Origin of the sequence: Streptomyces sp. NPDC058335, assembly GCF_042723915.1 — a bacterium.
GTDB lineage: Bacteria > Actinomycetota > Actinomycetes > Streptomycetales > Streptomycetaceae > Streptomyces.
In genome coordinates this window covers 92,314-115,984 of record NZ_JBHXHX010000024.1, presented here as the reverse complement: position 1 = coordinate 115,984, position 23,671 = coordinate 92,314, and the positions used below count along the sequence as shown (strand labels likewise).

The 23,671-nt window shown below is 71.3% G+C and carries 16 protein-coding genes and 1 pseudogene; 10 read left to right on the top strand and 7 right to left on the bottom strand.

Features of this window, described 5'->3' with window-relative positions:
* The first annotated feature begins 61 nt into the window (after positions 1-61).
* The 5 genes from ACFWJX_RS34965 to glpK all read left to right on the top strand — a co-directional run bounded on the left by ACFWJX_RS34965 (position 62) and on the right by glpK (position 6,352).
* Complete coding sequence (locus tag ACFWJX_RS34965; RefSeq protein ID WP_383250348.1) at positions 62-487, top strand: Zn-ribbon domain-containing OB-fold protein; 426 nt, start codon at positions 62-64, stop codon at positions 485-487.
* Positions 484-1,674 carry a lipid-transfer protein gene (locus ACFWJX_RS34960; RefSeq protein WP_383250347.1) on the top strand — a complete coding sequence of 397 codons (1,191 nt, stop codon included), beginning with the start codon at positions 484-486 and terminating at the stop codon, positions 1,672-1,674. Before ACFWJX_RS34965 ends, ACFWJX_RS34960 begins: the two co-directional genes overlap by 4 nt.
* A gap of 168 nt (positions 1,675-1,842) precedes the next feature.
* Positions 1,843-3,516: an EAL domain-containing protein gene (locus ACFWJX_RS34955; protein WP_383250346.1), complete on the top strand. Its 1,674-nt coding sequence runs from the start codon at positions 1,843-1,845 to the stop codon at positions 3,514-3,516.
* 545 nt (positions 3,517-4,061) lie between these two features.
* Positions 4,062-4,811 carry an MIP/aquaporin family protein gene (locus tag ACFWJX_RS34950; RefSeq protein ID WP_383250345.1) on the top strand — a complete coding sequence of 250 codons (750 nt, stop codon included), beginning with the start codon at positions 4,062-4,064 and terminating at the stop codon, positions 4,809-4,811.
* A 20-nt stretch (positions 4,812-4,831) separates the two neighbouring features.
* Positions 4,832-6,352, top strand: a complete 1,521-nt coding sequence (glpK, locus tag ACFWJX_RS34945; RefSeq protein WP_383250344.1) for a glycerol kinase GlpK — start codon at positions 4,832-4,834, stop codon at positions 6,350-6,352.
* Positions 6,353-6,434: 82 nt separating this feature from the next.
* Here glpK and ACFWJX_RS34940 read toward each other — a convergent pair whose 3' ends face one another.
* From ACFWJX_RS34940 to ACFWJX_RS34920, 5 genes and pseudogenes are all read right to left on the bottom strand, one after another.
* Positions 6,435-7,040: an ATP/GTP-binding protein gene (locus ACFWJX_RS34940; RefSeq protein ID WP_383250343.1), complete on the bottom strand. Its 606-nt coding sequence runs from the start codon at positions 7,038-7,040 to the stop codon at positions 6,435-6,437.
* Positions 7,021-10,658, bottom strand: a pseudogene (locus ACFWJX_RS34935) (hydantoinase B/oxoprolinase family protein). The gene ACFWJX_RS34940 and the pseudogene ACFWJX_RS34935 overlap by 20 nt, the downstream one beginning before the upstream one ends.
* A 24-nt stretch (positions 10,659-10,682) precedes the next feature.
* A complete protein-coding gene (locus ACFWJX_RS34930) occupies positions 10,683-11,078 on the bottom strand; it encodes a DUF742 domain-containing protein (protein ID WP_383250342.1) in 396 nt (131 codons plus the stop codon).
* Positions 11,079-11,087: 9 nt separating this feature from the next.
* Entirely contained in the window at positions 11,088-11,522 is a 435-nt protein-coding gene (locus tag ACFWJX_RS34925) for a roadblock/LC7 domain-containing protein (protein WP_383250341.1), read from the bottom strand.
* Entirely contained in the window at positions 11,519-14,407 is a 2,889-nt protein-coding gene (locus ACFWJX_RS34920; RefSeq protein ID WP_383250340.1) for a nitrate- and nitrite sensing domain-containing protein, read from the bottom strand. Before ACFWJX_RS34920 ends, ACFWJX_RS34925 begins: the two co-directional genes overlap by 4 nt.
* 420 nt (positions 14,408-14,827) lie before the next feature.
* Between ACFWJX_RS34920 and ACFWJX_RS34915 the strand changes: the two genes are divergently transcribed.
* Positions 14,828-15,463 (top strand): hypothetical protein, encoded by a 636-nt coding sequence (locus ACFWJX_RS34915; protein WP_383250339.1) that lies wholly within the window; start codon positions 14,828-14,830, stop codon positions 15,461-15,463.
* A 93-nt stretch (positions 15,464-15,556) separates the two neighbouring features.
* Here ACFWJX_RS34915 and ACFWJX_RS34910 read toward each other — a convergent pair whose 3' ends face one another.
* Both ACFWJX_RS34910 and ACFWJX_RS34905 read right to left on the bottom strand, forming a co-directional pair.
* Positions 15,557-16,741, bottom strand: coding sequence for an NAD(P)/FAD-dependent oxidoreductase (locus ACFWJX_RS34910; protein WP_383250338.1), 1,185 nt, complete (start codon positions 16,739-16,741; stop codon positions 15,557-15,559).
* Positions 16,742-16,892: 151 nt separating this feature from the next.
* Complete coding sequence (locus tag ACFWJX_RS34905) at positions 16,893-17,216, bottom strand: bifunctional 3-phenylpropionate/cinnamic acid dioxygenase ferredoxin subunit (protein WP_383250337.1); 324 nt, start codon at positions 17,214-17,216, stop codon at positions 16,893-16,895.
* Between the two features lie 341 nt (positions 17,217-17,557).
* Between ACFWJX_RS34905 and ACFWJX_RS34900 the strand changes: the two genes are divergently transcribed.
* The 4 genes from ACFWJX_RS34900 (at position 17,558) to solA (ending at position 23,601) form a co-directional block, all read left to right on the top strand.
* Positions 17,558-18,388, top strand: a complete 831-nt coding sequence (locus ACFWJX_RS34900) for an IclR family transcriptional regulator (RefSeq protein ID WP_383250336.1) — start codon at positions 17,558-17,560, stop codon at positions 18,386-18,388.
* A 287-nt stretch (positions 18,389-18,675) separates the two neighbouring features.
* Positions 18,676-19,761 (top strand): S-(hydroxymethyl)mycothiol dehydrogenase, encoded by a 1,086-nt coding sequence (locus ACFWJX_RS34895; protein ID WP_383250335.1) that lies wholly within the window; start codon positions 18,676-18,678, stop codon positions 19,759-19,761.
* A 138-nt stretch (positions 19,762-19,899) separates the two neighbouring features.
* On the top strand, positions 19,900-22,377 hold the full coding sequence (locus ACFWJX_RS34890; RefSeq protein WP_383250334.1) for an FAD-dependent oxidoreductase: 2,478 nt from the start codon (positions 19,900-19,902) through the stop codon (positions 22,375-22,377).
* 69 nt (positions 22,378-22,446) lie between these two features.
* The gene (gene solA / locus ACFWJX_RS34885) at positions 22,447-23,601 is read left to right on the top strand and encodes an N-methyl-L-tryptophan oxidase (RefSeq protein WP_383250333.1); all 1,155 of its coding nucleotides are present in this window, start codon (positions 22,447-22,449) and stop codon (positions 23,599-23,601) included.
* The last annotated feature ends 70 nt before the right edge of the window (positions 23,602-23,671 follow it).

Sequence of the window (23,671 nt, the reverse complement as noted above, 5' to 3'; positions counted from 1 at the left end):
ACTCCTGACGTTCCGTCAGATAACCTGCCCGGGAGGAACTGTGTCACGTACACGCACGCCTGTGGTCGCTGGGTGGTTCAGCGGCGACGGGGACGACTTCAGGCTGCTCGGAACGCGCTGTACGCGGTGCTCCTCGGTCTTCTTCCCCCGTGAGGACACCCACTGCCGCAATCCGGGCTGCGCGGGGGACGAGCTGGAGGAGATCCCCCTGTCGCGGCGCGGACGCGTCTGGTCGTACACGGACAGCCGCTATCGGCCTCCGTCACCCTATGTGACCGATGCGGAACTTCCGTGGGAGCCGTACGCGTTGATCGCTGTGGAGCTGGAGTCCGAGCGGATGGTGGTACTGGGACAGGCGGCTCCCGGGGTCACCGTCGCCGATCTGACGGTGGGCGTGGAGGTGGAGGTCGTCCCCGGTGTGCTCGGCGAGGACGCGGAGACCACCTGGACGACCTGGTTCTGGCGGCCGACGGGGGTCAGGGCATGACGACAGAGGTGGCGGTGCTCGGCGTGGGCATGCATCCCTGGGGCAAATGGGGGCGCGGCTTCGTCGAGTACGGCGTGGTGGCGGCGCGCGCGGCACTGGCCGACGCCGGCCTGGACTGGCGGGACATCGGCTCGATCGTGGGCGCGGACACGGTGCGTGGCGGCTACCCCGGATACGTCGCCGGGGCGACGTTCGCCAGGGCGCTGGGCTGGCAGGGCGCCAGGGTGACGAGCGTGTACGCGGCGTGCGCCTCCGGCGCCCAGGCGATCGACGCGGCGCGCACGCAGATCCTCGCGGGTCTGGCGGACGTCGTGCTCGTCGTGGGGGCCGATGCTGCGCCCAAGGGGTTCTTCCGGCCCGCGGGCGGCGACCGGCCGGACGACCCGGACTGGTTGCGCTTCCGGGTGCTCGGCGCGACGAATCCGACGTACTTCGGTCTGTACGCACGCCGGCGCATGGCGGTGCACGGGGACACGGCCGAGGACTTCGCCCAGGTGAAGGTGAAGAACTCCGCCATGGGTACGCTGAATCCGTACGCGCGCTACCGCAAGCGGGTCACCGCCGAGGAGGTCGCCGCCTCCGCCGTGGTCTCCGATCCGCTGCGGCTGCTCGACATCTGCGCGACCTCGGACGGCGGGGCGGCCCTGGTGCTCTCCAGCCTGGAGTTCGCGCGGCGGCACGGGGCGGCGGACCCGGTGCGGATCCGTGCGGTGTCCACGGTCACGCCGCGCTACCCCAACACCGTGCTGGACCTGCCGGACATCGCCACCGACTCAGCGGTGGCGGTGGAGCCGGCCGGGCGGTCCTTCCGGGCGTCGATCGCCACGGCCGCCTACGAGGAGGCGGGCATCGGGCCCGAGGACCTCTCCCTCGCCGAGGTCTACGACCTGTCCACCGCTCTGGAGTTGCAGTGGTACGAGGATCTCTCGCTGTGCGCGGAGGGTGAGGGCGCCAAGCTGCTGCGGGAGGGCGTCACAGCGCTGGGCGGTCGTACACCGGTGAACGTGAGCGGCGGGCTGGCCTCGTTCGGGGAAGCGGTTCCCGCCCAGGCGCTCGCCCAGGTCTGCGAGGTGACCCGGCAGTTGAGAGGGCAGGCGGGCGGACGTCAGGTGGCCGACGCGCGCGTGGGCATCACCGCGAACCAGGGGTTGTTCGGGCACGGTTCGGCGGTCATCGCGGTGCGGTGAGGGACGGTCGTTCACCGCCGGAGGGCCGCGAGCGAACAAGAAGCGGCAGCCGTCGTCGTACCCGAGCGCCTCCCGTGCGCGTCGTACGCTGTGTGACCAGCTCGGAAGCCTGCATGAACGTCTCATGAACTGGGCCTGGGCAGACGTCGGGAACGCCATCATGCTCCCGTGCGCTCCTGGACGGATACCCTCCGCTTCGCCTTCCAGCCGGTGGTCAACCTGGCCACCGGAGCGGTGGCGGGGCTGGAGATACTCGCCCGCCCGGAGAGCGGCGACATCCTGGCCCAGGCTCGGCGGGACCCCGAACTCGACGGCCAGGTCGCCGTGTTGGCGATCCGGTCCGCGGCGCGCAGGGAGACGCTGTTGCCCCTGCATGTGAACGTGTTCACCGGCACTCTGGCCGATCTCGGCGGGCTCTCCCCGTTGTACGACGCGGTGCGCGAGGCGGGCCGACTGCCGTGGGAGGTGACACTGGACGTCGTGCCGCCGTACACGCACGTGCCCCAGCCCGCGCTCCTGGAGGCGCTGGCCGGACTGCGGGAGCAGGGCTTCCGGATCAGCGCGGACGGCGTCGGCGACGGGGACCTTCCGCTGCGGCTGCTGACGTACATCGCGCCCGACCTGGTGAAACTCGACGCGTCTCTGCTGACCCGGCCGGCCGCGGTGCGGGCGATGCGGACGCTGTGCGACGAGCTGGGGGCGTTGCTGGGCATCGAGGGGGTGGAGACCGAGTTGCAGTGCGCGACAGCCCTGTCGGCCGGTGCGCAGCTCGCCCAGGGTGAGCTGTTCGCGCCTCCGGCCCGGCTGCCCGCAGCGGACGTGTACCTGCCTCCGCGCGCCGTCGACGGCACCTCGGCGCCCCGTTCGGGCCCGTCGGTGCGGGAGTTCGTACGGCCGGCGGCGCTCCTGCCCGCAACCGCTTCCGCCGGTCACGTGCGGGCGCTGCTGACCGGCTCGCCCGACGTGTCCGGGGTGCTGCTCGTGGACCGCACGGGAGTGCCCGTCCGCTCGCTGCACCGCTCGCGCTTCCTGCTGTCGATGTCGGCACGCTACGGACACGCCCTGTACGCCGACCGGCCCGCGGCCAAGCTCGGTGATCCGCCCCGGACGGTCGGCATCGACGCGACGGCGTGGGAGGTCCTGGACGTGGTCGCGGACGGCGACCGGGACCGCACCTCCGACGACGTCGCCGTCGTCGACCGCTACGGGCGGTGTGTGGGCGTCGTCCGTCTGGCCGACCTCGTGCGGGCGCTGGCCGAGTCCCGGGTCGAGGAGGCGGCGGGGCTCAATCCGCTGACGCGGCTGCCGGGTTCGGACGCGATCACCGGCGAGGTGGACCGGCGGATCGCGGACGGCCGGTCCTTCGCCCTGAGCTGGCTGGACGTCGACCACTTCAAACAGGTCAACGACGCCGCCGGGTTCGCCGCGGGCGACGAGTTGATCCGCGCGGTGGGGCGGGCGCTTCAGTGCGCGGCATCCGGCAACACGCGCGTGGGAGCCATCGGCGGGGACGACTTCCTGGTCCTGGCCGATCCGGAGGGCCTGGCTCCGATGGCCGCCTCGGTGCTGGACGCCCCATGGTCGGCGGGTGGGCTTCCGGTCACGCTGTCGCTGGCCACGGTCGTGTGTGTGCCGGGCAGTGTGACGGATCACCGTCAGGCGGCGGCCTGTCTGGCGCCGCTGAAGAAGGCCGCGAAGGCGCTGCGCGGGGCCAGTTGGGTGCTGGGGCGCGCGGGACTGCCGGGGCACGAGATCCGGCGAGGGACGTCGCCGGTCGTGACGGCGGGGCCGGGGTCGGGCTCGGTCGGGGAAGCCGTAGGAGTCGAACCAGGGGCTGTCTGATGCCCCTTCGGGGCGGCGGAGAGGTCCGCGAGGCAGCCGGCGGGCGAGCCTCAGCGGGGCTCCTGGCCTTCCCCGAGGGGCACACCAGAGCGTCGGGGCGCGTCGGACGTTGGTCCGGGCCAGTAATCTCGCCAAGGGCCTGAGAGGCCGCCGTGGAGAGCCTCCCGCGCTCCTCACACGGCGGTGGCGGGCTCCCATGACGTCACGCGCGCAGCGTCCGGCGGGATACCGGCCGCCGCGTGGACGGGTCGTACCCGCGCTCCCCAACCGTTGCCGTCGGCCTCCTTGACGCTCCCTGGACGCCGGTGAACACTTCCCGTTGTCAGCCGACATCGCCGTACATTCTCGGCGTATCCAGGCGTTGCGCCACAAGGGCTCCATGCCCTCATGGCCCCTTCCTCCAAGGGCGATTCGGCTTCGACGGCACGCTCGTCACGGACGCCGGGCGGGGCGCGGGACCCCCTGCCCTGGCTGAAGCGGCCACGGGAACCGCACCCTGCACGGAGCGCCGGGGACCATCACCCGGGCCGGGCCTAGGAGCCGCCATGAGCAACGGAGACATATTCGTCGGCGAGACCATCGGTACCGCCATTCTCATCCTGTTCGGCGCGGGCGTCTGCGCCGCCGTCACGCTCAGATACTCCAAGGCGCGGGCCTCGGGATGGGTCGTAATCGCCTTCGGCTGGGGGTTCGGTGTGCTGGCGGGGGCCTACACCGCGGCGCCGCTGTCCGGCGGGCACCTCAATCCGGCCGTCACCCTCGGGATCGCGGTCGACACGGGCGCATGGGGCAAGGTCTGGGTCTATCTGCTCGGCCAGATGGTCGGCGCGGTGATCGGCGCCGTTCTCGCCTACCTGGTCTATCTGGCCCAGTTCCAGGCGAACGTACGGCAGACCGGCACCACGGAGGGAACGGCCGAGGAACCGACGCCGACCCTCGGCATCTTCTCGACCATCCCCGAGATCCGGAATCCGGTCGCCAACCTGATCACCGAGATCATCGCGACGATCGCGCTCGTCCTGCCGATTCTCGCCTTCGGCCTGACGAAGGGGCTCGGCGAGTCCGGCACCCTCGTGCTGATCGTGTCCCTGCTCGTCGTCGGGATCGGCCTCTCGCTCGGCGGACCGACCGGCTACGCCATCAACCCGGCACGCGACCTCGGTCCGCGCATCGTGCACACGTTCCTGCCCATCCCGAACAAGGGCACCTCCGACTGGGGCTACGCCTGGATCCCCGTAGTCGGTCCGCTGATCGGCGGAGTGCTCGCGGGCCTCCTCTACAACGTCGCCTTCTGAACCCAGCCCAAGGGGTAGCCATGACGGACAACGCCGAGAAGTACGTCGCCGCGATCGACCAGGGCACCACCTCCAGCCGCTGCATCATCTTCGACCGGAACGGCGCCGTCGTCGCCGTCGACCAGCGGGAGCACCGCCAGATCTTCCCCAGGCCCGGCTGGGTGGAACACGACGCGACCGAGATCTGGTCCAAGGTGCAGGCGGTCGTCGCCGGGGCGATCGCCAAAGCCGGCCTGCGCGCGGACCGGATCAGCGCGCTCGGCATCACCAACCAGCGTGAGACGACCGTGCTGTGGGACCGGGCCACGGGCAAACCCGTGCACAACGCGGTCGTGTGGCAGGACACCCGGACCACCGCGCTCTGCAACGAACTGGGCGGCACCGACGGACAGGACCGCTTCCGCGAGCAGACCGGGCTGCCGCTGGCGAGCTACTTCTCCGGCCCCAAGGCGGCCTGGCTGCTCGACAACGTGCCCGGTCTCAGGGACCGCGCCGAGCGCGGCGAGATCGCCTTCGGCACGATCGACTCCTGGCTCATCTGGAATCTCACCGGCGGCGTCGACGGCGGCCGGCACGTGACGGATGTGACGAACGCCGGGCGCACCATGCTGATGAACCTGGAGACACTCCAGTGGGACGCGTCCATCCTCGCCGCGATGAACGTGCCCGAGGCGGTCCTGCCGGAGATCAGGTCCTCCGCCGAGGTCTACGGCACGGCGGTCGGCCAGCTCTCCGGCGTACCCGTCGCCTCGGCGCTGGGCGATCAGCAGGCGGCGGTGTTCGGGCAGGCCTGCTACGACGTGGGGACGGCGAAGAACACGTACGGAACGGGCAGCTTCCTGCTGCTCAACACCGGCAACCGGCCGGTGCCGTCGAAGAACGGGCTGCTGACGACGATGGGATACAAGATCGGCGGGGAGGCGCCGGTCTACTGCCTGGAGGGTTCGATCGCCATAACGGGCGCGCTCGTCCAGTGGTTCCGCGACCAGCTCGGCATCATCCGCACCGCGGACGAGATCGAGACCCTGGCGGCGAGCGTCGACGACAACGGCGGCGCGTACATCGTGCCCGCGTTCTCCGGCCTGTTCGCTCCCTACTGGCGCGCCGACGCGCGCGGAGTCGTCACCGGGCTCACCCGGTACGTCACGAAGGCACATCTCGCGCGCGCGGTGCTGGAGGCGACGAGCTGGCAGACGCGTGAGGTCGTCGACGCGATGTACCAGGACTCCGGGGTGCGGATCACCACCTTGAAGGTGGACGGCGGCATGACGAAGAACAACCTGCTCATGCAGCACCAGGCGGACGTGCTCGGGGTGCCCGTGATCCGGCCCCGGGTCTCCGAGACGACCTGCCTGGGCGCGGCGTACGCGGCCGGGCTGGCCACCGGTGTCTGGAACGACCTCGACGAACTGAAGACGCACTGGCAGAAGGACGTCGAGTGGACGCCGGCGATGGAGGCGTCGGTCCGGGACCGCGAGTACGGCAACTGGCGCAGGGCCGTGGAGAAGAGCTTCGGGTGGCTGGAGGACGGCGAGGGGTAGCCCGGGGCCGGCACACGCGCGTGCGTCTCCACGAGCCGCGGCCCGTACCCCGGTCGGCGGGGGTACGGGCCGTGCGGGCGCCTCAGGTGGTGACGGTCTGTCGGCGGTCGGCGTCGTGGTCCATCGCGTGCTGGACGACACCGACCAGCACGTCCTTCACCGAACTCCGGTCGCGGGCGTCGCACAGCAGCACCGGTACGGCGTCGTCGAGGTCGAGGGCGCGGCGTACGTCCCCGACGGGGTAACGGGCCGAGCCCTCGAAACAGTTGACGCCGATGAGGAAGGGGATGGAGCGGCGCTCGAAGTAGTCGACCGCGGCGAAGCAGTCCTCCAGTCTGCGGGTGTCGGCGAGCACGATGGCGCCGAGCGCGCCTTCTGAGAGCTCGTCCCACATGAACCAGAACCGTTCCTGGCCGGGCGTGCCGAACAGGTACAGCACCAGGTCCTCGCGCAGGGTGATGCGCCCGAAGTCCATGGCGACGGTGGTGGTGTGCTTGCGCTCGACGCCCGTGGTGTCGTCGACCGGCCGGCCCGCCTCGGTGAGGAACTCCTCGGTGCGCAGCGGCCTGATCTCGCTGACTGCGCCGACAAGGGTGGTCTTGCCCACGCCGAATCCGCCTGCCACCAGGATCTTGAGCGTGACGGGCTCGACCGGGGGCTTGCCGCGCTCAGAACGCCCGAAGATCATCGGTTACTTCTCCTGCTCGATGGGGTCGTGGGGCGGTGGGCCGTAGCCTCCGCCGCCGGGGGTCTCGATGACGAGGACGTCGCCGGGGCCGACGTCCACGGAGCCGCTGCCGCCGAGTTCGACGACGGTGCCGTCGGCGCGTTCCACGCGGTTGGCGCCCAGTGCTCCGGGGGCACCACCCGCCATGCCGTACGGAGGGACACGGCGGTGCTGGGAGAGGGTGGAGACGGTCATGGGCTCCAGGAACCGGATGCGGCGTACGGCGCCGTTCCCGCCGCGCCACTTTCCGGCGCCGCCGCTGCCGTGCCGGACGGCGAACTCGTCGAGCCGCACGGGAAGCCGCCACTCCAGGACCTCGGGGTCGGTCAGGCGGGAGTTGGTCATGTGGGTCTGGACGACGCTCGCGCCGGGGAAACCGTCGCCCGCGCCGGATCCGGAGGCGAGGGTCTCGTAGTACTGGTGCCGCGCGTTGCCGAAGGTGACGTTGTTCATCGTGCCGGAGCCTTCGGCCTGGACGCCGAGGGCGGCGTAGAGGGCGCCCGTGATCGCCTGGGAGGTCTCGACGTTGCCGGCGACCACGGCGGCGGGCGGTTCCGGAGCCAGTAGCGAGCCGTGCGGGACGATGATCCTGAGGGGACGCAGGCAGCCGTCGTTGAGGGGGATGTCGTCGGCGACCAGAGTGCGGAAGACGTACAGGACGGCCGCGTTGACGACGGCGTAGGGGGCGTTGAAGTTGCTCGCCTGCTGCGCTGACGTGCCCGTGAAGTCGACGGTCGCGGAGCGGTGCTCGCGGTCCACACGCACCCGTACCCGGATGAGGGCGCCGGCGTCGGTCTCGTAGGCGTACTCACCGCCGTCGAGGGCGTCGATGACGCGGCGCACGGCCTCCTCGGCGTTGTCCTGCACGTGCCGCATGTACGCCTGTACGACATCGAGCCCGAAGTTCTCGATCATGCGGGCGACTTCGTCGACGCCCTTCTGGTTGGCGGCGATCTGGGCGCGGAGGTCGGCGAGGTTGGTCGCGGGATTGCGGGACGGGTACGGCGCCTCGGTGAGCAGGCGGAGGGTGTCGTCCTCGCGGAGGCGGCCGTTCTCGGCGAGCAGCCAGTTGTCGAAGAGGACACCCTCTTCGTCGATGGTGCGGCTGTCGGCCGGCATCGAGCCCGGGGCGATGCCGCCGATCTCGGCGTGATGGCCGCGAGAGGCGACGTAGAAGAGGATCCGCGGGTCACTCTCCGTGGTGCTGCCGCTTCCCATGTCGAAGACCGGCGTGATCACGGTGACGTCGGGCAGATGGGTGCCGCCGTGGTACGGATCGTTGACCGCGTAGGTGTCGCCGGGGCGCATGGCGGGGCCGCGGCGGCTGATGACCTCCTTGACGCTGGTTCCCATGGATCCCAGGTGGACGGGGATGTGCGGGGCGTTGGCCACCAGGTTTCCGTCGGGGTCGAAGAGCGCGCAGGAGAAGTCGAGCCGCTCCTTGATGTTGACCGACTGGGCTGTCGACTCCAGGCGGGCGCCCATCTGTTCGGCGATGGACATGAAGAGGTTGTTGAAGACCTCGAGGAGGACGGGGTCTGCCTTTGTGTCGAGTTCGGAACTCTGTGTAATCGCCGCGCGTTCCATGAGCAGATGCCCGTCGTGGGTCGTCGCGGCTCGCCAGCCCTCGTCGACGACGGTCGTCGCGCTGGTCTCGGTGATGATCGCCGGGCCGGTGACGGTCTGGCCGGGAGGCAGGTCCTCGCGGCGATGGAGGGGTACGTCGCGCCAGGTGCCGCCGGTGTGGAGGCGAACGGTGCGGGGTGCGGCGGTGCGGCCTTCGTACGGGGCGAGGGCGGAGAGATCGGGGGGTTCCGTGACGCCGGTGCATTCGACGGAGAGTGCTTCGACGACGATCGGTCGGTCGAGCGCGAAGGAGTACGTGGCGCGATGACGTTCTTCGAAGGCGTCCCGCATGGTGGCGGGATCGGTCAGCTCGACGGTGAGGGTGGTGTCGGTGCCGTCGTAGCGGAGCTGGGCGCGGCGCGCGACCTGGACGCGGTCGTCGGGGACGTCCTCGGCGCGGAGTTCGGCGCGGGCCGCCGCCTCCAGGTCGTCGGCCGTCTTGAGGATCCCGGGCAGGGAGGCGGCCCCCAGCGGTGCTTCGACGGACTGTTCGCGCATGGCCGTGGTGTCGGCGAGGCCGATGCCGAGCGCGGACAGGACCCCGGCCATGGGCGGCACGAGCACGGTGCGGATACCGAGGGAGTCGGCGACCATGCACGCGTGCTGACCGCCGGCGCCGCCGAAGGTGGTGAGGGCGTAGCGGGTGACGTCGTGGCCCTTCTGCACGGAGATCCGCTTCACGGCGTTGGCGATGTTGGCGACGGCGATCTGGAGGAATCCCTCGGCGACCTGCTCGGGTGTGCGCTCGTCGCCGGTCGTCTCACGGATCTCGCGCGCGAGGGCGGTGAAGCGGTCGCGGACGAGTGCGTCGTCGAGGGGCTGGTCGCCTTCGGGGCCGAACACCTGGGGGAAGTGGGCGGGCTGGATGCGGCCGAGCATCACATTGGCGTCGGTGACGGCGAGCGGGCCGCCGCCGCGGTAGGAGGCGGGACCCGGGTCCGCGCCGGCCGAATCGGGCCCCACGCGATAGCGGGAACCGTCGAAGTGCAGGACGGAGCCGCCGCCCGCGGCGACGGTGTGGATGTCGAGCATGGGTGCGCGCAGGCGCACGCCCGCGATCTGCGTGGTGAATACGCGTTCGTACGCTCCGGCGAAGTGGGAGACGTCGGTGGAGGTGCCGCCCATGTCGAAGCCGATGACGCGGTCGAAGCCGGCGAGCTGGGACATGCGGGCCATGCCCACGATGCCGCCCGCGGGCCCGGAGAGGACGGCGTCCTTGCCCCGGAACTGGCTCCCCTCGGCGAGTCCGCCGTTGGACTGCATGAACATCAGCCGCACATCGCGCAGTTCGTCGGCGATGTGGCGGACATAGCGGCGCAGCACCGGCGAGAGGTAGGCGTCCACGACGGCGGTGTCCCCGCGCGGGACGAGCTTCATGAGCGGGCTGACCTCGCTGGACAGCGAGATCTGCGGGAAGCCGATGCGGGCGGCGAGTCGTCCCACGGCCTGTTCGTGGGCGGGGTGGCGGTGGCTGTGCAGGCAGACCACGGCGACGGCCCGTACCCCGTCGTCGTAGGCCCGTCGCAGCGGCTCCGCGAGGGCGTCGAGGTCGGGGGCGCGCAGGACGGTGCCGTCGGCCGCGATGCGTTCGTCGACCTCCACGACCCGGTCGTAGAGGAGTTCCGGCAGGTCGATGCGACGGGCGAAGATGTGGGGGCGGTTCTGATAGGCGATGCGCAGGGCGTCGCGGAAGCCGCGGGTGATGACGAGGAGGGTGCGCTCGCCCTTGCGCTCCAGGAGGGCGTTGGTGGCGACCGTGGTGCCCATGCGCACGACCTCGACGGGTTCCCGCGCGTCGCCGAGCAGGGCGCGGACGCCGGCGACGGCCGCGTCCGCGTACCGCGCCGGGTTGTCGGACAGCAGCTTGTGCGTCAGCAGCCGGCCGTCGGGGCGGCGCGCCACGATGTCCGTGAAGGTGCCGCCCCGGTCAACCCAGAACTGCCAGCCTGCCACGTCCTCACCCCGCTTCCGCGCTGCTCACAGCGCTCGGAGGCCGTTGATCACGTCGCGCAGAATACTCTCGTCCGGCAGTTCGGCCGGGGGTACGGGCCGGTTCACGTGGACAAATTCGGCGTTCACGAGATCCCCGACGAGGACCCGGACCACGCCGATGGGCAGGTCGAGTCCGGCGGCCAGTTCGGCGACCGACTGGGGGGCGTCCCGGCACAGGTCCACGATGTCGACGTGTTCCGGGGAGAGCGCGAGGTCCGCGTCCGGGTCGTCGGCGTGGGGCTCGGCCACGACGACCGCGATCAGATCGAGTCGGTGCTGGACCGCACTGGTGGTGCGGCCGCGCGTCATGGCGTACGGACGGACGACCGGTCCGGCCTCGTCGTCGAACCAGTGGCTGCTTCCCTGACCCTCTGTGCTCATACCGTCCCACTACCCGCCCGAGGGCAGATCGGTGCGCGGGGCGGTACCCAGATGTACGCCGACCCGCTTCACCAGGAGCGTCATCTCGTACGCCACCAGTCCGACGTCCGAGTCGGCGTCCGAGAGGACGGCGAGGCAGCTGCCGTCACCGGCGGCGGTGACGAACAGGAATGCCTCGTCGAGCTCGACGACGGTCTGGCGGACGCTGCCGGCCTCGAAGTGACGGCCGACGCCCTTGGCCAGACTGTGGAATCCGGAGGCGACGGCCGCCAGGTGTTCGCTGTCCTCCCGGGTCAGGTCCTGGGACGCTCCGGTAGCCAGGCCGTCGCCGGAGAGCACGACGGCCTTGCGGATGCCGGCGACGCGGTCTACGAGGTCGTCGAGGAGCCAGTTCAGTTGGCCGTTGTCGGTCGTGGTGTGGCCGGTCGTCTTCGGTGCGGTCATCGACCGTCCCCCTTGTTCGTTCGTGGTGGTGCTGTGCCGCCGTGGGCATCGTCGTCCGCGGTGTTCTCCGCCCGGCCGCGCTGCCAGCCGCGCTGGAGGGAGGCCATGCGGCTGCGGACCTCGTCAGCGTCCCGGTCAGCGGGTTCCGAGCGCTCCTCGGCGGGTCGCTCGGGGCCCTGCCGCAGCTGTGGGGCCAGGTTCGCCTGCCGTACGCGGCGGGGCAGGGCGCCCGTCCCGGAGCCGGTGTCATGAGGCGCGCTGCCGGGGCTGCCGGTGGCGCCCTCAGGGGTGCCCGGCGCCGGCTCCTCGGCGTGGTGGGGCGCGTCGCGCGTGAGGTCGGCCGTCTCCTCGTCCGGACCGGCGGACCGTCCGCCACGGCTCGGCGGGGCGGGTGGCTGCGACGGCTGGTCGGTGCCGTCGCCGGAGTGCTCGGTGGAGCCGGTGCTCCGTGGGATCTGGGGCGTCGCGCCGCGGCGGCGGGAAGGCAGCGGGGCCGGGCCGTCCTGCTCCGGGCGGCGTCCGGCCGACCACGACGGGGATTCCTCGCCCGCCTCCGGGCGACGGGACCGCTGGTCGGTGACCGGACGGCCGTGCGAGCTGACCAGCTTCGGCGTCCGCCGGCCGGGCAGGGGCACGGGATCGGCAGGGTCGCCCTGTGCGGGACGGTCCGGTTCGCTCCGGAGGTCGGACAGTCGGCGGCGTGGCTCGACGGGGTGGGCCGCCGGTCCCTCCTGCGTACGGGTGAGGGAGCGGCTGGGACGGAACAGGCCGCCCCGCTCACCGCTGTCGTCATCCAGCGGGGCGGCGAAGCCGCCGAAGCTGTCGAGGTCGACCGGGGCCTCCAGCTCGACCGGCCCGTCCAGCAGCGCGGGCGGGCCGGGGAGCGGCACCGGCGTCTGGGCGGGCGCGGACCTGCGGATCTTCCCGGGCTCGGTCTCCTTCGGAGGCCGGGGACGGTCGAGGCGGAAGCCGATGCCGTTCGTGTCGGGGACGTCGTCGGTGAGCAGCGCGTCGGGGATGAAGATGACCGCGGTCGTGCCGCCGTACGGGGAGGGCTGGAGGGAGACGCGGACGTTCTGCCGCTGGGCGAGCCTGCTGACCACGAACAGGCCCAGCCGGTCGGTGTCGGACAGTTCGAACTCCGGCGTCTCGGCGAGCCGGAGGTTGGCGTCCAGGAGGGCCTCGGGCGCCATGCCGAGCCCACGGTCGTGGATCTCCAGGGTGAAGCCGTTGGCGACCCGGTCACCGAGGACCTGGACGGCGGTGTGCGGCGGGGAGAAGACCGTGGCGTTCTCCAGGAGTTCGGCCACGAGGTGCGTGAGGTCGGCGACGGCGGGTCCGGTGACGGCGACGCGCGGGAGGCGCCGGACCTCGATGCGCTCGTAGTCCTCCACCTCGGCGACGGCGGCGCGCACGATGTCCATCAGCTGGATGGGCTTGCGCCACTGCCGCGAGGGGGCTGCGCCGGAGAGGATCACCAGGCCCTCGGCGTGCCGTCGCATACGGGTGGTGAGGTGGTCGAGGCGGAAGAGGTCGGCGAGTTCCTCGGTGTCCTCGGTGCGGCGCTCCATGGTGTCGAGCAGGGTGAGCTGCTTGTGCAGCAGGACCTGGCTGCGGCGGGCGAGGTTGACGAAGACCTCGGAGACGCCCGAGCGCAGCTCGGCCTGTCGGACGGCGGCCTCGACCGCGGCGCGCTGGAGGGTGTTGAGGGCCTGGCCGACCTCGCCGATCTCGTTCTTGTCGTACTCCAGTCGCGGAGCCTCGGTCTCGACGTCGATCTGTTCGCCCGCGGAGAGGCGGCGCATGACGCTGGGCAGCCGGACCCCGGACGCCTCGTGGGCCTCCAGGCGCAGTTGGCGCAGGTCGCGGATGAGCCCGCGGCCGATGCGCACGGAAAGGACGAGGGAGACGAGCAGGGCGATCAGACCGAAGACTCCGGCCACGACCGCCTTGACGATCACCTCGATCGCCACGGGGCGAACGCGGTCCTGGTAGCGGTCGTTGGCCTGTTCGTCGAGGTTGCCGAGTTCGTCGAGGACGTTCGCGGCCGCGATGTCCCAGGTCCTGGCGGTGACCCCGCGGGGCATCTTGCCGGGCTGTGTGGAGACGACCGCCTGTTCCGCCGTGCGCAGGGGGGCGGTGGTGGCGTTCTTCCAGAAGCGCTCGTAGCGTTCGCGCTCCGCGACGGGCAGTTGAGCGAGGCTGATGTCGTAGACGACGTTGCGCTGGGCCTCGAGATCGGAGATGTCACGGATCTCGTCGCGGGTGACCCGGCCCACGACCAGGGCGGAGCCGAGCAGGGCGTCCTCCCGGGAGAGCAGCTCGCGGGCGCGGGCGACGCTGACCAGGGCCCGGTACTGCTTGTCCATCTCCACGCTGTCGACGACGTCCAGTGTGGCGAGCAGGATGTAACAGGGGTCGATCAGACGGTTGTAGAGATCCAGCGCCTGGGCGCGGGTCACGGTCCCCTCTTCGACGCTGCGGCGCAGGGAGTCGACGCCGTCGAAGGCGTCGAGGATCGCCGTCAGGCCCTCACTGTCGTCCTGGTCCAGCACCTCGCGTACGTCAGGGTCCTTGGCGTTGGTGCGGATCTCCGCGAGAGCCTTGTCCGTGGCGGTCCGGGTGCGGCGCAGAGCGGACAACGCGTCGGAGGCGCGGGGGTCGGCGAGGTAGACGAGGGTCTGGCGGCGTTCCTGCTGGGCGATTCGGACAGTGTCCTCGACGGGGTAGCCGACCTTCTCCACGACGTGCGACACCGTGAACAGGCGGCTTGCCTCACGGCCCGTGAGCACCGTGGCGAAGCCCCAGAGGGCGGTCAGGGACACCAGCGGCACGAGCAGCAGCGCCACGATCTTCCGGCGGATCGACTTCCCGCGAAAGCGCATGGACTCCCCCAGCTCGAACCCCCACCGGCAGGGGGTACGCATGTGCGTCAACAAACGGCGCGAGCCTACTACCGACGCACAGTTAACTCGAAGAGGCGTCCGGAATCTGAACGTCCGTATAAGCGTGGGGGCAGGGGGAGTTGTCCGCCCATTGCGGGAGATTGCCTCCCGGAACCAGGTCTTCCGAGCGGTGTCGGATCCGCTCGTCATCGTCGAGGAGTTGGCCAGAATTTTTCGCAGTTCGGGAATCTTCGGGGCGGGTCGGTCGTCCTACTCATTGGGAATTGGGGGCGGAATCGGCCACAGGAGCCGCATGCCGCACCTGGGCGGCGTAAAAGAGCGCAAGCCGGGCAGCCGTTGAGGGGCCGGTTCTTGGAGCCGGGGGCAAGCGGTCTGCCGGCGGTGGGGAGTGACACGTTGATGGGCACGGCGGAGCGGCGCGATGCGCCCGAGGACGGCATGGCTGCGCGCGGTACGGCGTTGCGGGAGCCCGAGGCACCGGATCGTGACATTCCGGTGAAGGGGCGCAGGGCGACGGGGCGAAGTGAGTTTCCGGCAGCCGCGTCGGCCGTCGGCGACACAGCCGAGGGCCCGGCCCGGAGCACCGGTCGGGTTGAGGCGGCCAAGGACGTTGGCGCGTCTCGCACGGAGCAGGAACGGGCCGTGTACCGGCCGTTGTGGGTGGAGGAGCCCGCCCGGCGGCGCCGGCTTCCGGACCCGGTGCGCAGGTCGGCGGTGCGGGCGGTGCTGTTCATCGCTGTGACACTGCTGCAGGCCATGGTCGCTCTCCTGTGCACGCTTGCCGGATCCTGGCTGGCGTTCCCCATGGTCATCAGCAGCGTGGTCAGCACGGTGGTGGCCACCTGGGGAGCGCTGGACGTCTGGGTGACCCGCCAGGTGTGGAACCAGCGCAACGGTGTCGTGTCGACGCCGAGCAGCACCGCGCGAGCATTGCGCCGCGAGCGTCGCCGGACACGTCGGCAGGAGCGGACCGCCAAGCGCGCGCAGGAGCGGATACGTCGCCGGAGCGGCGCCGGGCAGCTGTCCCACTCCTGAGACCTGGAACCGGTCTCCCGAGGCACGCCGCTCAGCCCTCCTGCCACACCGGCCATACCGGCCGCGGTCCGTGGCGTCTGCGTGGGCGGTCGGTCACGTCGTCCCGGACCTCACCCGTCCCTCCTCTCGCGCCAGTTCGCGCCGTACCCGCATGAATGGGCGTGGACGGTCGACGGAGAGCACGGCGGTCGTGCGGCCGTCGCGTTCGTAGAGGGCGAGGAAGCCACCGTCGGTGGGGGCGCCGTCGGTGAGTTCTCCCTCAGCGATGCGGACGGTGTCGCCGTCCCCTCGCCGGCCCGCGAACTGGATGCGTGAGCCGTACTGGTCGGACCAGAAGTACGGTACCGATCGCAGGGTCCGCGTGGTGCGGCCGGCAAGCAGGTTGGCCACGGCGACGCGTGGCTGCTCCGTCGCCGAGGTCCAGTGCTCGGCGCGGGAGCCACCCACGCGGGCGACATCGCCGACGGCGACGACCTGTGGAAGGGCCGTGGCACAGCCGTCGTCGCACAGCACGCCGTCGTGCAGCGCGAGTGTCGAGCCCGCCAGCCAAGCGGTGTTGGGCGTTGCGCCGATGCCGACGATCACGATGTCGGCGGGCAGGGTGCGGCCGTCGGAGAGTTCCACTCCGGTGACGACGCCGGTCCCGCGCAGGCCGGCCACACCGGTGCCGGTGATCAGGTCCGCCCCTCCTCGTCGGTGCAGAGCGGCGCACGCGGCGGCCATGTCGGCGCCCAGTTGGGGCTCGAGCGGAAGCGAGGCCGCTTCCACGACGGTCACGGAGTGACCGAGCGCTGCACAGGAGGACGCGGTCTCGGCGCCGATGAAGCCGCCGCCGATGACGACGATCCGACGGGTGCCCCGGCCGAGGTCCTCGCGCAGCCCCCGGGCGTCGTCGAGGGTACGCAGGGTGTGCACCCCGGCGAGGCCGTCACCGGGGAGCCGTCGGGCCGAGGCACCGGTGGCGATGACCACGCCGTCGGTGGCCACCGTACGGCCGTCGCCGAGGAGGACCGTGCGGCCACGGGCGTCGAGGCCCCGGGCGCGGACGCCGAGAAGCCACTCCGCGTCGAGGCCGTCGGTCTCCTCGGCATCGGTGAGGGCGAGTTGGGCCTCGTCGGCGCGGCCTGTGAGGAAGTCCTTGGAGAGGGGAGGGCGGTCGTAGGGGGCGTGGGGCTCCTCACCGATGATCACCAGGCGTCCGTCGAAGCCCTGGGCGCGGAGTTCGCGGGCCGCGTAGAGGCCGGAGAGGGAGGCGCCGACGACGGTCACGGTCCTCATGGGATGCGATTCCTCTCGGACGGGCAGGGCGGGACGGACAGCTCGGACAGTTGGGGACGGAGCTGGGGAGACCGCGGTGGCGGTGGGGCGTCGGCCGCGACGGGAACGCGCTGCTCCCGGACCGGCGCCGCAGACTTGGACGTGGGCTTGTTCATGCCGCCGTCCCCTCCTCCGCCACCAGGTGGACGTGGACCATGCCGTCGTCGACGGTGACGCGGTGGGTGCGGACGGGGCGGCGAGCCGGGAGGCAGGTCGGTTCGCCGGTACGGAGATCAAAGGAGGCGGCGTGCAGCGGGCACTCGACGAGGCAGCCCTCCAGCCAGCCCTCGGAGAGGGAGGCGTCCTGGTGGGTGCAGGTGTCGTCGATGGCGTATAGCCGGCCGTCCTCGGCGTGGAACACGGCTATGGGCGGGGTGGTGTCGATGCGGACGGACTCACCCTCGGGGAGGTCTTCGAGGCGGCAGACGGGAATCATGGGCCCCCCTCTCGGTCCTGGACACTGGGTCCGGGACCTTGCGGTCCAGACGGATCAAGGAGTTCGCGGCAGTTCTCGGGATACGCGGACCGCCGTCGTCCCGGACCCTCGTTGGTCCGGGCTCGGCCGGTCCGGCCGGCGTCGGCTCGGCTGTCGGCGCGTCCGTCGGCAGCCGGAGTTGTTCGGCCCCTTACGGGCGCCGGACGCTTCGGTAACATGATGTTTCGCACGGCGCACGAGTTCGCGCTATGCGCAACAGAATCCGGGCGGGGCGACCGTCGCGTCAAGGGTTTCCCGCAGATGCGGCCCGAACCGGGCCGACAGGTGGTGAGAGTTGAGCCATGACCCCCACGCACAAGCAGTCCGACCCGAGTGAAGAGAAGAACCCGACCACGGAGAAGCAGAGCGGCAGGGGCTCGGCCAGCGCCGTGCAGTCGGTGGACCGGGCGGTGAGCGTGCTGGAGATCCTCGCCCGGCACGGCGAGGCGGGCGTCACCGAGATCGCCGACGAGCTGGACGTGCACAAGTCGACCGCCTTCCGGCTGCTCGGCGTCCTGGAGAACCGAGGCCTCGTCGCCCAGGCGAAGGACCGGGGCAAGTACTACCTGGGGGCCGGCGTGCTGCGCCTGGCGGGCGCGGCCGCCGTGCGGCTCGACATCTCGCAGGAGGGCGTCCCCGTCTGCCGCGAACTCGCCGACGAGCTGGGCGAGACGGTCAACATCGCCGTGCTGGACGACGACGCGGCCGTGAACATCATGCAGGCCCGCGGCACCGCCTCGGTGACCGCGCAGAACTGGCTCGGCAGACGCACCCCCCTTCATGCCACGTCCAGCGGCAAGGTCCTCCTCGCCCATATGCCGCCCACGCTGCGCGAAGGTCTCCTCGCGCGCCCTCTCCCCCACTTCACCGAGCGCACGATCACCGGGGCGTCCATGCTGCGCGCCGAGCTGGAGGCCGTCGTCGAGCAGGGATACGGCCTCACCGTCGAGGAGCTGGAGCTGGGGCTCGCGGCCGTGGCCGCGCCGATCAGGGCGCACGATGGCAAGGTGATCGCGTCGATCAGCGTCTCCGGACCGGTGTACCGGCTGAACACGGACCGGCTGCCGGAGCTGGCGAAGCGGACGGTCGCGGCCGGCGCCGAGTTGTCGCGCCGGATGGGCTACGGCTTCTGAGGGACCACAGGGCGGACGCCCAAGCGGTTCTCCGGCGGGCCCGGGGCGGGCCGGGGCGGGCCCGCACCGCGATGTCCCGCTTCGGACACCTCTGTTCCACCCCACCACGGCGGCGCGGAACCAGGAGATCCCTGGTCCCGCGCCGCCGTGTGTCCGACACGTTTCGCCGGTCCCGTTCCTTTTGCCAAGGGTTAACTCGCACCTCTTGACGGCCGCTCGGTGGCGTTCCCACTATGTTCCTCATCGCGCAACACATCGTGCATTGCGCAACAGCAGAGGAGGGTGTCGTGCCCCATGAGGTCCGTGCCGTAGTCGCTGTCGAGAAGGGCGCACCCGTCGAGGTCCGGACGATCGTCGTCCCCGACCCCGGGCCGGGAGAGGTCCTCGTCTCCGTCCAGGCCTGCGGGGTCTGCCACACGGATCTGCACTACCGCGAGGGTGCGATCACGGACGACTTCCCGTTCCTCCTGGGGCACGAGGCGGCGGGGACGATCGAGGCGGTGGGCGAGGGGGTCGGCGACCTCCGGCCCGGCGACTTCGTGGTGCTCGCCTGGCGCGCCCCCTGCGGGAGTTGCCGTTCCTGTCGCAGGGGCCGCCCCTGGTACTGCTTCGACTCGCGCAACGCCGTCCAGCCGATGACGCTGCTCGACGGCACCCCGCTCGCCAACGCCCTGGGGATCGGCGCCTTCGCCGAGAAGACCCTGGTGGCGGCGGGCCAGGCCGTGAAGGTCGATCCAGCCGCACGCCCGGAGGCCGCCGGTCTCATCGGCTGCGGCGTGATGGCCGGCTACGGCGCGGCGGTCAACACCGGCAACGTGGGCCGCGGCGACTCGGTGGCCGTCATCGGCTGCGGCGGCGTAGGCAACGCGGCGATCGCCGGGGCCTGCCTCAACGGTGCCATGAAGGTGATCGCCGTCGACATCGACGACCGCAAGCTCGACCAGGCGGAGAAGTTCGGTGCCACACACACCGTCAACTCCCGCGGCACCGACCCGGTCGAGGCGGTCCGGGCCCTCACCGACGGTTTCGGTGTGGACATCGCGATCGACGCGGTCGGCCGCCCGGAAACCTTCGAGCAGGCCTTCTACATGCGGGATCACGCGGGCCTGCTGGTGCAGGTCGGCGTCCCCTCCGCCGAGATGAAGGTCGACCTCCCGCTGATCGACGTGTTCTCGCGGGGCGGCGCGATCAAGTCGTCCTGGTACGGGGACTGTCTGCCGAGCCGGGACTTCCCCTACCTGATCGACCAGTACCTGTACGGGCTGCTCGACCTCAACGCGTTCGTCTCCGAGACCATCGCGCTGGATCAGGTGGAGCAGGCCTTCGGCAAGATGCAACGGGGCGAGGTGCTGCGCTCGGTGGTGGTTCTGTGAGCGCCGCCCGAATCCTCGCCACCGGCTGCGCCGGTCACCTCGACGTCGGTCTACCAGAGCACCTCCTCAGCCCCACCTGCACGCCCTGAACCTTCGGCACTTCCTGAGCGCGTTCACCCCACCCCGGCAAGGAGGGGCATGTCCAGCACGCCTGAAAACCGTCCCCGTACCACCTCCCCCACCCCCCGAGTCGTCGTCATCGGCGCCGGCATCGTCGGCTGCTCCCTCGCCGACGAGCTGACCGCCCGCGGCTGGACCGACGTCACCGTCCTCGAACAGGGTCCTCTGCCCGCCCCCGGCGGCTCCACCTCGCACGCGCCCGGACTCGTCTTCCAGACCAGCCCCTCCAAGACGCTCTCGGAGTTCGCCAAGTACACGGTCCACAAGTTCGGTTCGCTGCGCATCGACGGCGTGCCCTGCTTCAACCAGGTGGGCGGTCTGGAACTCGCCACCACGCCCGAGCGCCTCGCCGACCTCCACCGCCGAGCCGGCTACGCCGCCGCCTGGGGCATCCGCGGCGAGATCGTCGGCACGGCCCGCTGCAAGGAACTCTGGCCCCTGCTCGACGAGTCGATCGTCCTCGGCGGCTTCCACACCCCGGACGACGGCCTGGCCCGCGCCCTCCTCGCGGCCCGCGCCCAGATGGAGCGGGCCACGCAGCGAGGCGCCCGGTTCCTGGACCGCCACACGGTCACCAACATCGAGCGGGAGAGCGGTCACGTCACTGCCGTGGTCACCGACCGGGGAACCTTCCCCGCCGACCACGTCGTCTCCGCGGCCGGCTTCTGGGGCCCCGTGATCGGACGCATGGCCGGTATCGACGTGCCCCTGCAACCCCTGGCACACCAGTACGTGAAGACGAAGGCCCTGCCGGAACTCGGCGACCACACCGAGGAAGCCTCGCGGCCCATCCTTCGCTTTCAGGACCGCGACCTGTACTTCCGGGAGCACACCGACCGCATCGGCATCGGCTCCTACGCCCACCGGCCGCTGCAGGTCGACCCGTTCGCGGTGCCACCGTACGACGAGGCGCGTGCCCGGGGCATGGACATGCCGTCCTCATATCCCCTGACGGAGGAGGACTGGGCGCCGAGCTGGGAGGACTGCCGCCGGCTGCTCCCGGCTCTGCGCGACTCGGACATCGAGGACGGCTTCAACGGGGTCTTCTCGTTCACGCCGGACGGCATGCCGGTCCTGGGTGAGTCGCGGCAGCTCAGGGGTTTCTGGCTGGCCGAGGCCGTCTGGGTGACGCACTCCGCCGGCGTCGCCAAGGCCGTCGCCGAGTGGATGGTCGACGGACGGCCCTCCCTCGACGTCCACGAATGCGACCTCACCCGCTTCGAGGAGGTGCAGCGCTCGCCGGCGTACGTCCGCGCGCGCGGGTCGCAGCAGTTCGTCGAGGTGTACGACGTGCTGCACCCGCTCCAGCCGATGGAGCAACCACGTCCCCTGCGCGTCAGCCCCTTCCACGCCCGCCAGGAGCAGCTCGGTGCGTTCTTCCTGGAGGGCGGCGGCTGGGAGCGCCCGCACTGGTACGAGGCGAACGCGCCGCTCGTCGACGGGCTCGGCCCCGATGAGCCGCCCGTGCGCGACGCCTGGTCGGCCCGCTACTGGTCGCCCGTCGCGGCCGCGGAGGCGAAGGCGACCCGCGAGAAGGTCGCCCTCTACGACATGACGCCCCTGCGCCGCCTGGAGGTCACCGGCCCCGGCGCGCTCGCCTTCCTCGACCGCATGACCAGCAACAACCTCCGCAAGAAGCCCGGCGCGGTGACCTACACGCTGCTCCTGGACGAGACCGGAGGCATCCGCTCCGACCTCACCGTGGCCCGCCTGGCCGCCGACCGTTTCCAGATCGGCGCCAATTCCCCCGCCGACCTCGACTGGCTGATCCGGCATGCCCCGGACGATGTACGGATCGCGGACATCACCTCCGGCACCTGCTGCGTCGGCGTCTGGGGCCCGCTCGCCCGCGACCTCGTCCAGCCGCTGACTCCCGACGACTTCTCGCACGAGGGGTTCGGCTACTTCCGCGCGAAGGAGACATACGTCGGACACGTACCGGTGACGGCGATGCGCTTGTCCTACGTCGGCGAACTCGGCTGGGAGCTGTACACCACCGCCGACCTGGGGCTGCGCCTGTGGGACACGCTCTGGGCGGCCGGCCGGGACCTCGGTGTGATCGCGGCCGGGCGGTCGGCCTTCAACTCCCTGCGGCTGGAGAAGGGATACCGGGCCTGGGGCACCGACATGACCGACGAGCACGACCCCTACGAAGCGGGCGTCGGCTTCGCGGTCCGGATGGACAAGGACGGCTTCGTCGGCCAGGAGGCGCTGGAGAACCGCCCCGAATCGAGCCGCCGCCTCACCCCCCTCCTCCTCGACGACCCCGCCCACGTGGTCCTCGGCAAGGAGCCCGTGCACGTCGACGGCGTCCCCGCCGGATACGTGACGAGCGCGTCGTACGGCTACACACTGGGCCGCTGCGTCGCGTACGCCTGGCTGCCGGTGCTTGCGACCGGGACGGCGGTGCACATCGAGTACTTCGGCGAGAAGGTTCCCGCGACCGTCGCCGAGGAGCCGCTGTTCGACCCGAAGATGACCCGCATCCGCCGCTGAGACGCCATCAGATCCCGACCCTTGATCCCGACCCCGGATGTCGCCCTCAGAAGTCCTAGGAGGCACGCAGTGTCCCCCACCTACGACGTCATCGTCATCGGTCTCGGCGGCATGGGCAGCGCCGCCGCCCACCACCTGTCCGCCCGCGGCGCCCGCGTCCTCGGCCTGGAGAAGTTCGGCCCGGTGCACAACCGGGGCTCCAGCCACGGCGGTTCGCGGATCACCCGGCAGTCGTACTTCGAGGACCCCGCGTACGTACCGCTGCTGCTGCGCGCCTACGAGCTGTACGCGGACCTGGAGCGGGCCACCGGCCGGGAGATCGCGATTCTCGGCGGCGGCGTGATGGTCGGCCGCCCCGACTCCCTGACCGTCTCCGGTTCGCTGCGCTCGGCACGGCAGTGGGACCTTCCGCACGAGATGCTGGACGCGAAGGAGATCCGGCGACGCTTCCCCACCCTCGCCCCGCGGGACGACGAAGTGGCGCTGTACGAGGCGAAGGCGGGGCTGCTCCGCCCGGAGAACACCGTCGCCGCGCACCTCCAGCTCGCCACCAGGCAGGGCGCCGACCTGCACTTCGACGAGCCGATGACCCGCTGGGAGCCGTACCGCGACGGCGTGCGGGTGCACACGGCCGAGGACACCTACACGGCGGCCCACCTGGTGATCTGCCCAGGAGCCTGGGCGCCGCAGCTCCTCACCGATCTCGGCGTCGCGTTCACGATCGAACGGCAGGTCATGTACTGGTTCCAGCCCAAGGGTGGCGTCGAGCCCTTCCTGCCCGAGAACCATCCCATCTACATCTGGGAGAACGCGACCGGCGTCCAGGTGTACGGCTTCCCCGCCATCGACGGTCCCGCCCTCGGCGCCAAGGTCGCCTTCTTCCGGAAGGGGCAGGTCACCACCCCGGAGACGATCGACCGGACGGTGCACGAGGAGGAGGTCAGGGCCATGGCCGACCACATGGCCGGATGCATCCCCGATCTCTCCGGCACCTTCCTCAAGGCGGCGACCTGCATGTACTCCAACAGCCCGGACGAGCACTTCGTCATCGCCCGCCATCCCGGACACCCGGACGCGGTGACCGTGGCGTGCGGTTTCTCGGGGCACGGCTTCAAGTTCGTGCCCGTCGTCGGGGAGATCCTCGCCGACCTGGCCCTGACCGGCTCCACCGCGCACCCCATCGGCCTCTTCGATCCCGCCCGCCTCGCCGCCGCGCCCGCCTGAGCAGCACGCTCGTCCGGCCCGAGCAGCACGCCGTCCCGCCTGAGCAGCACGCTCGTCCCCCTGAGGAGCA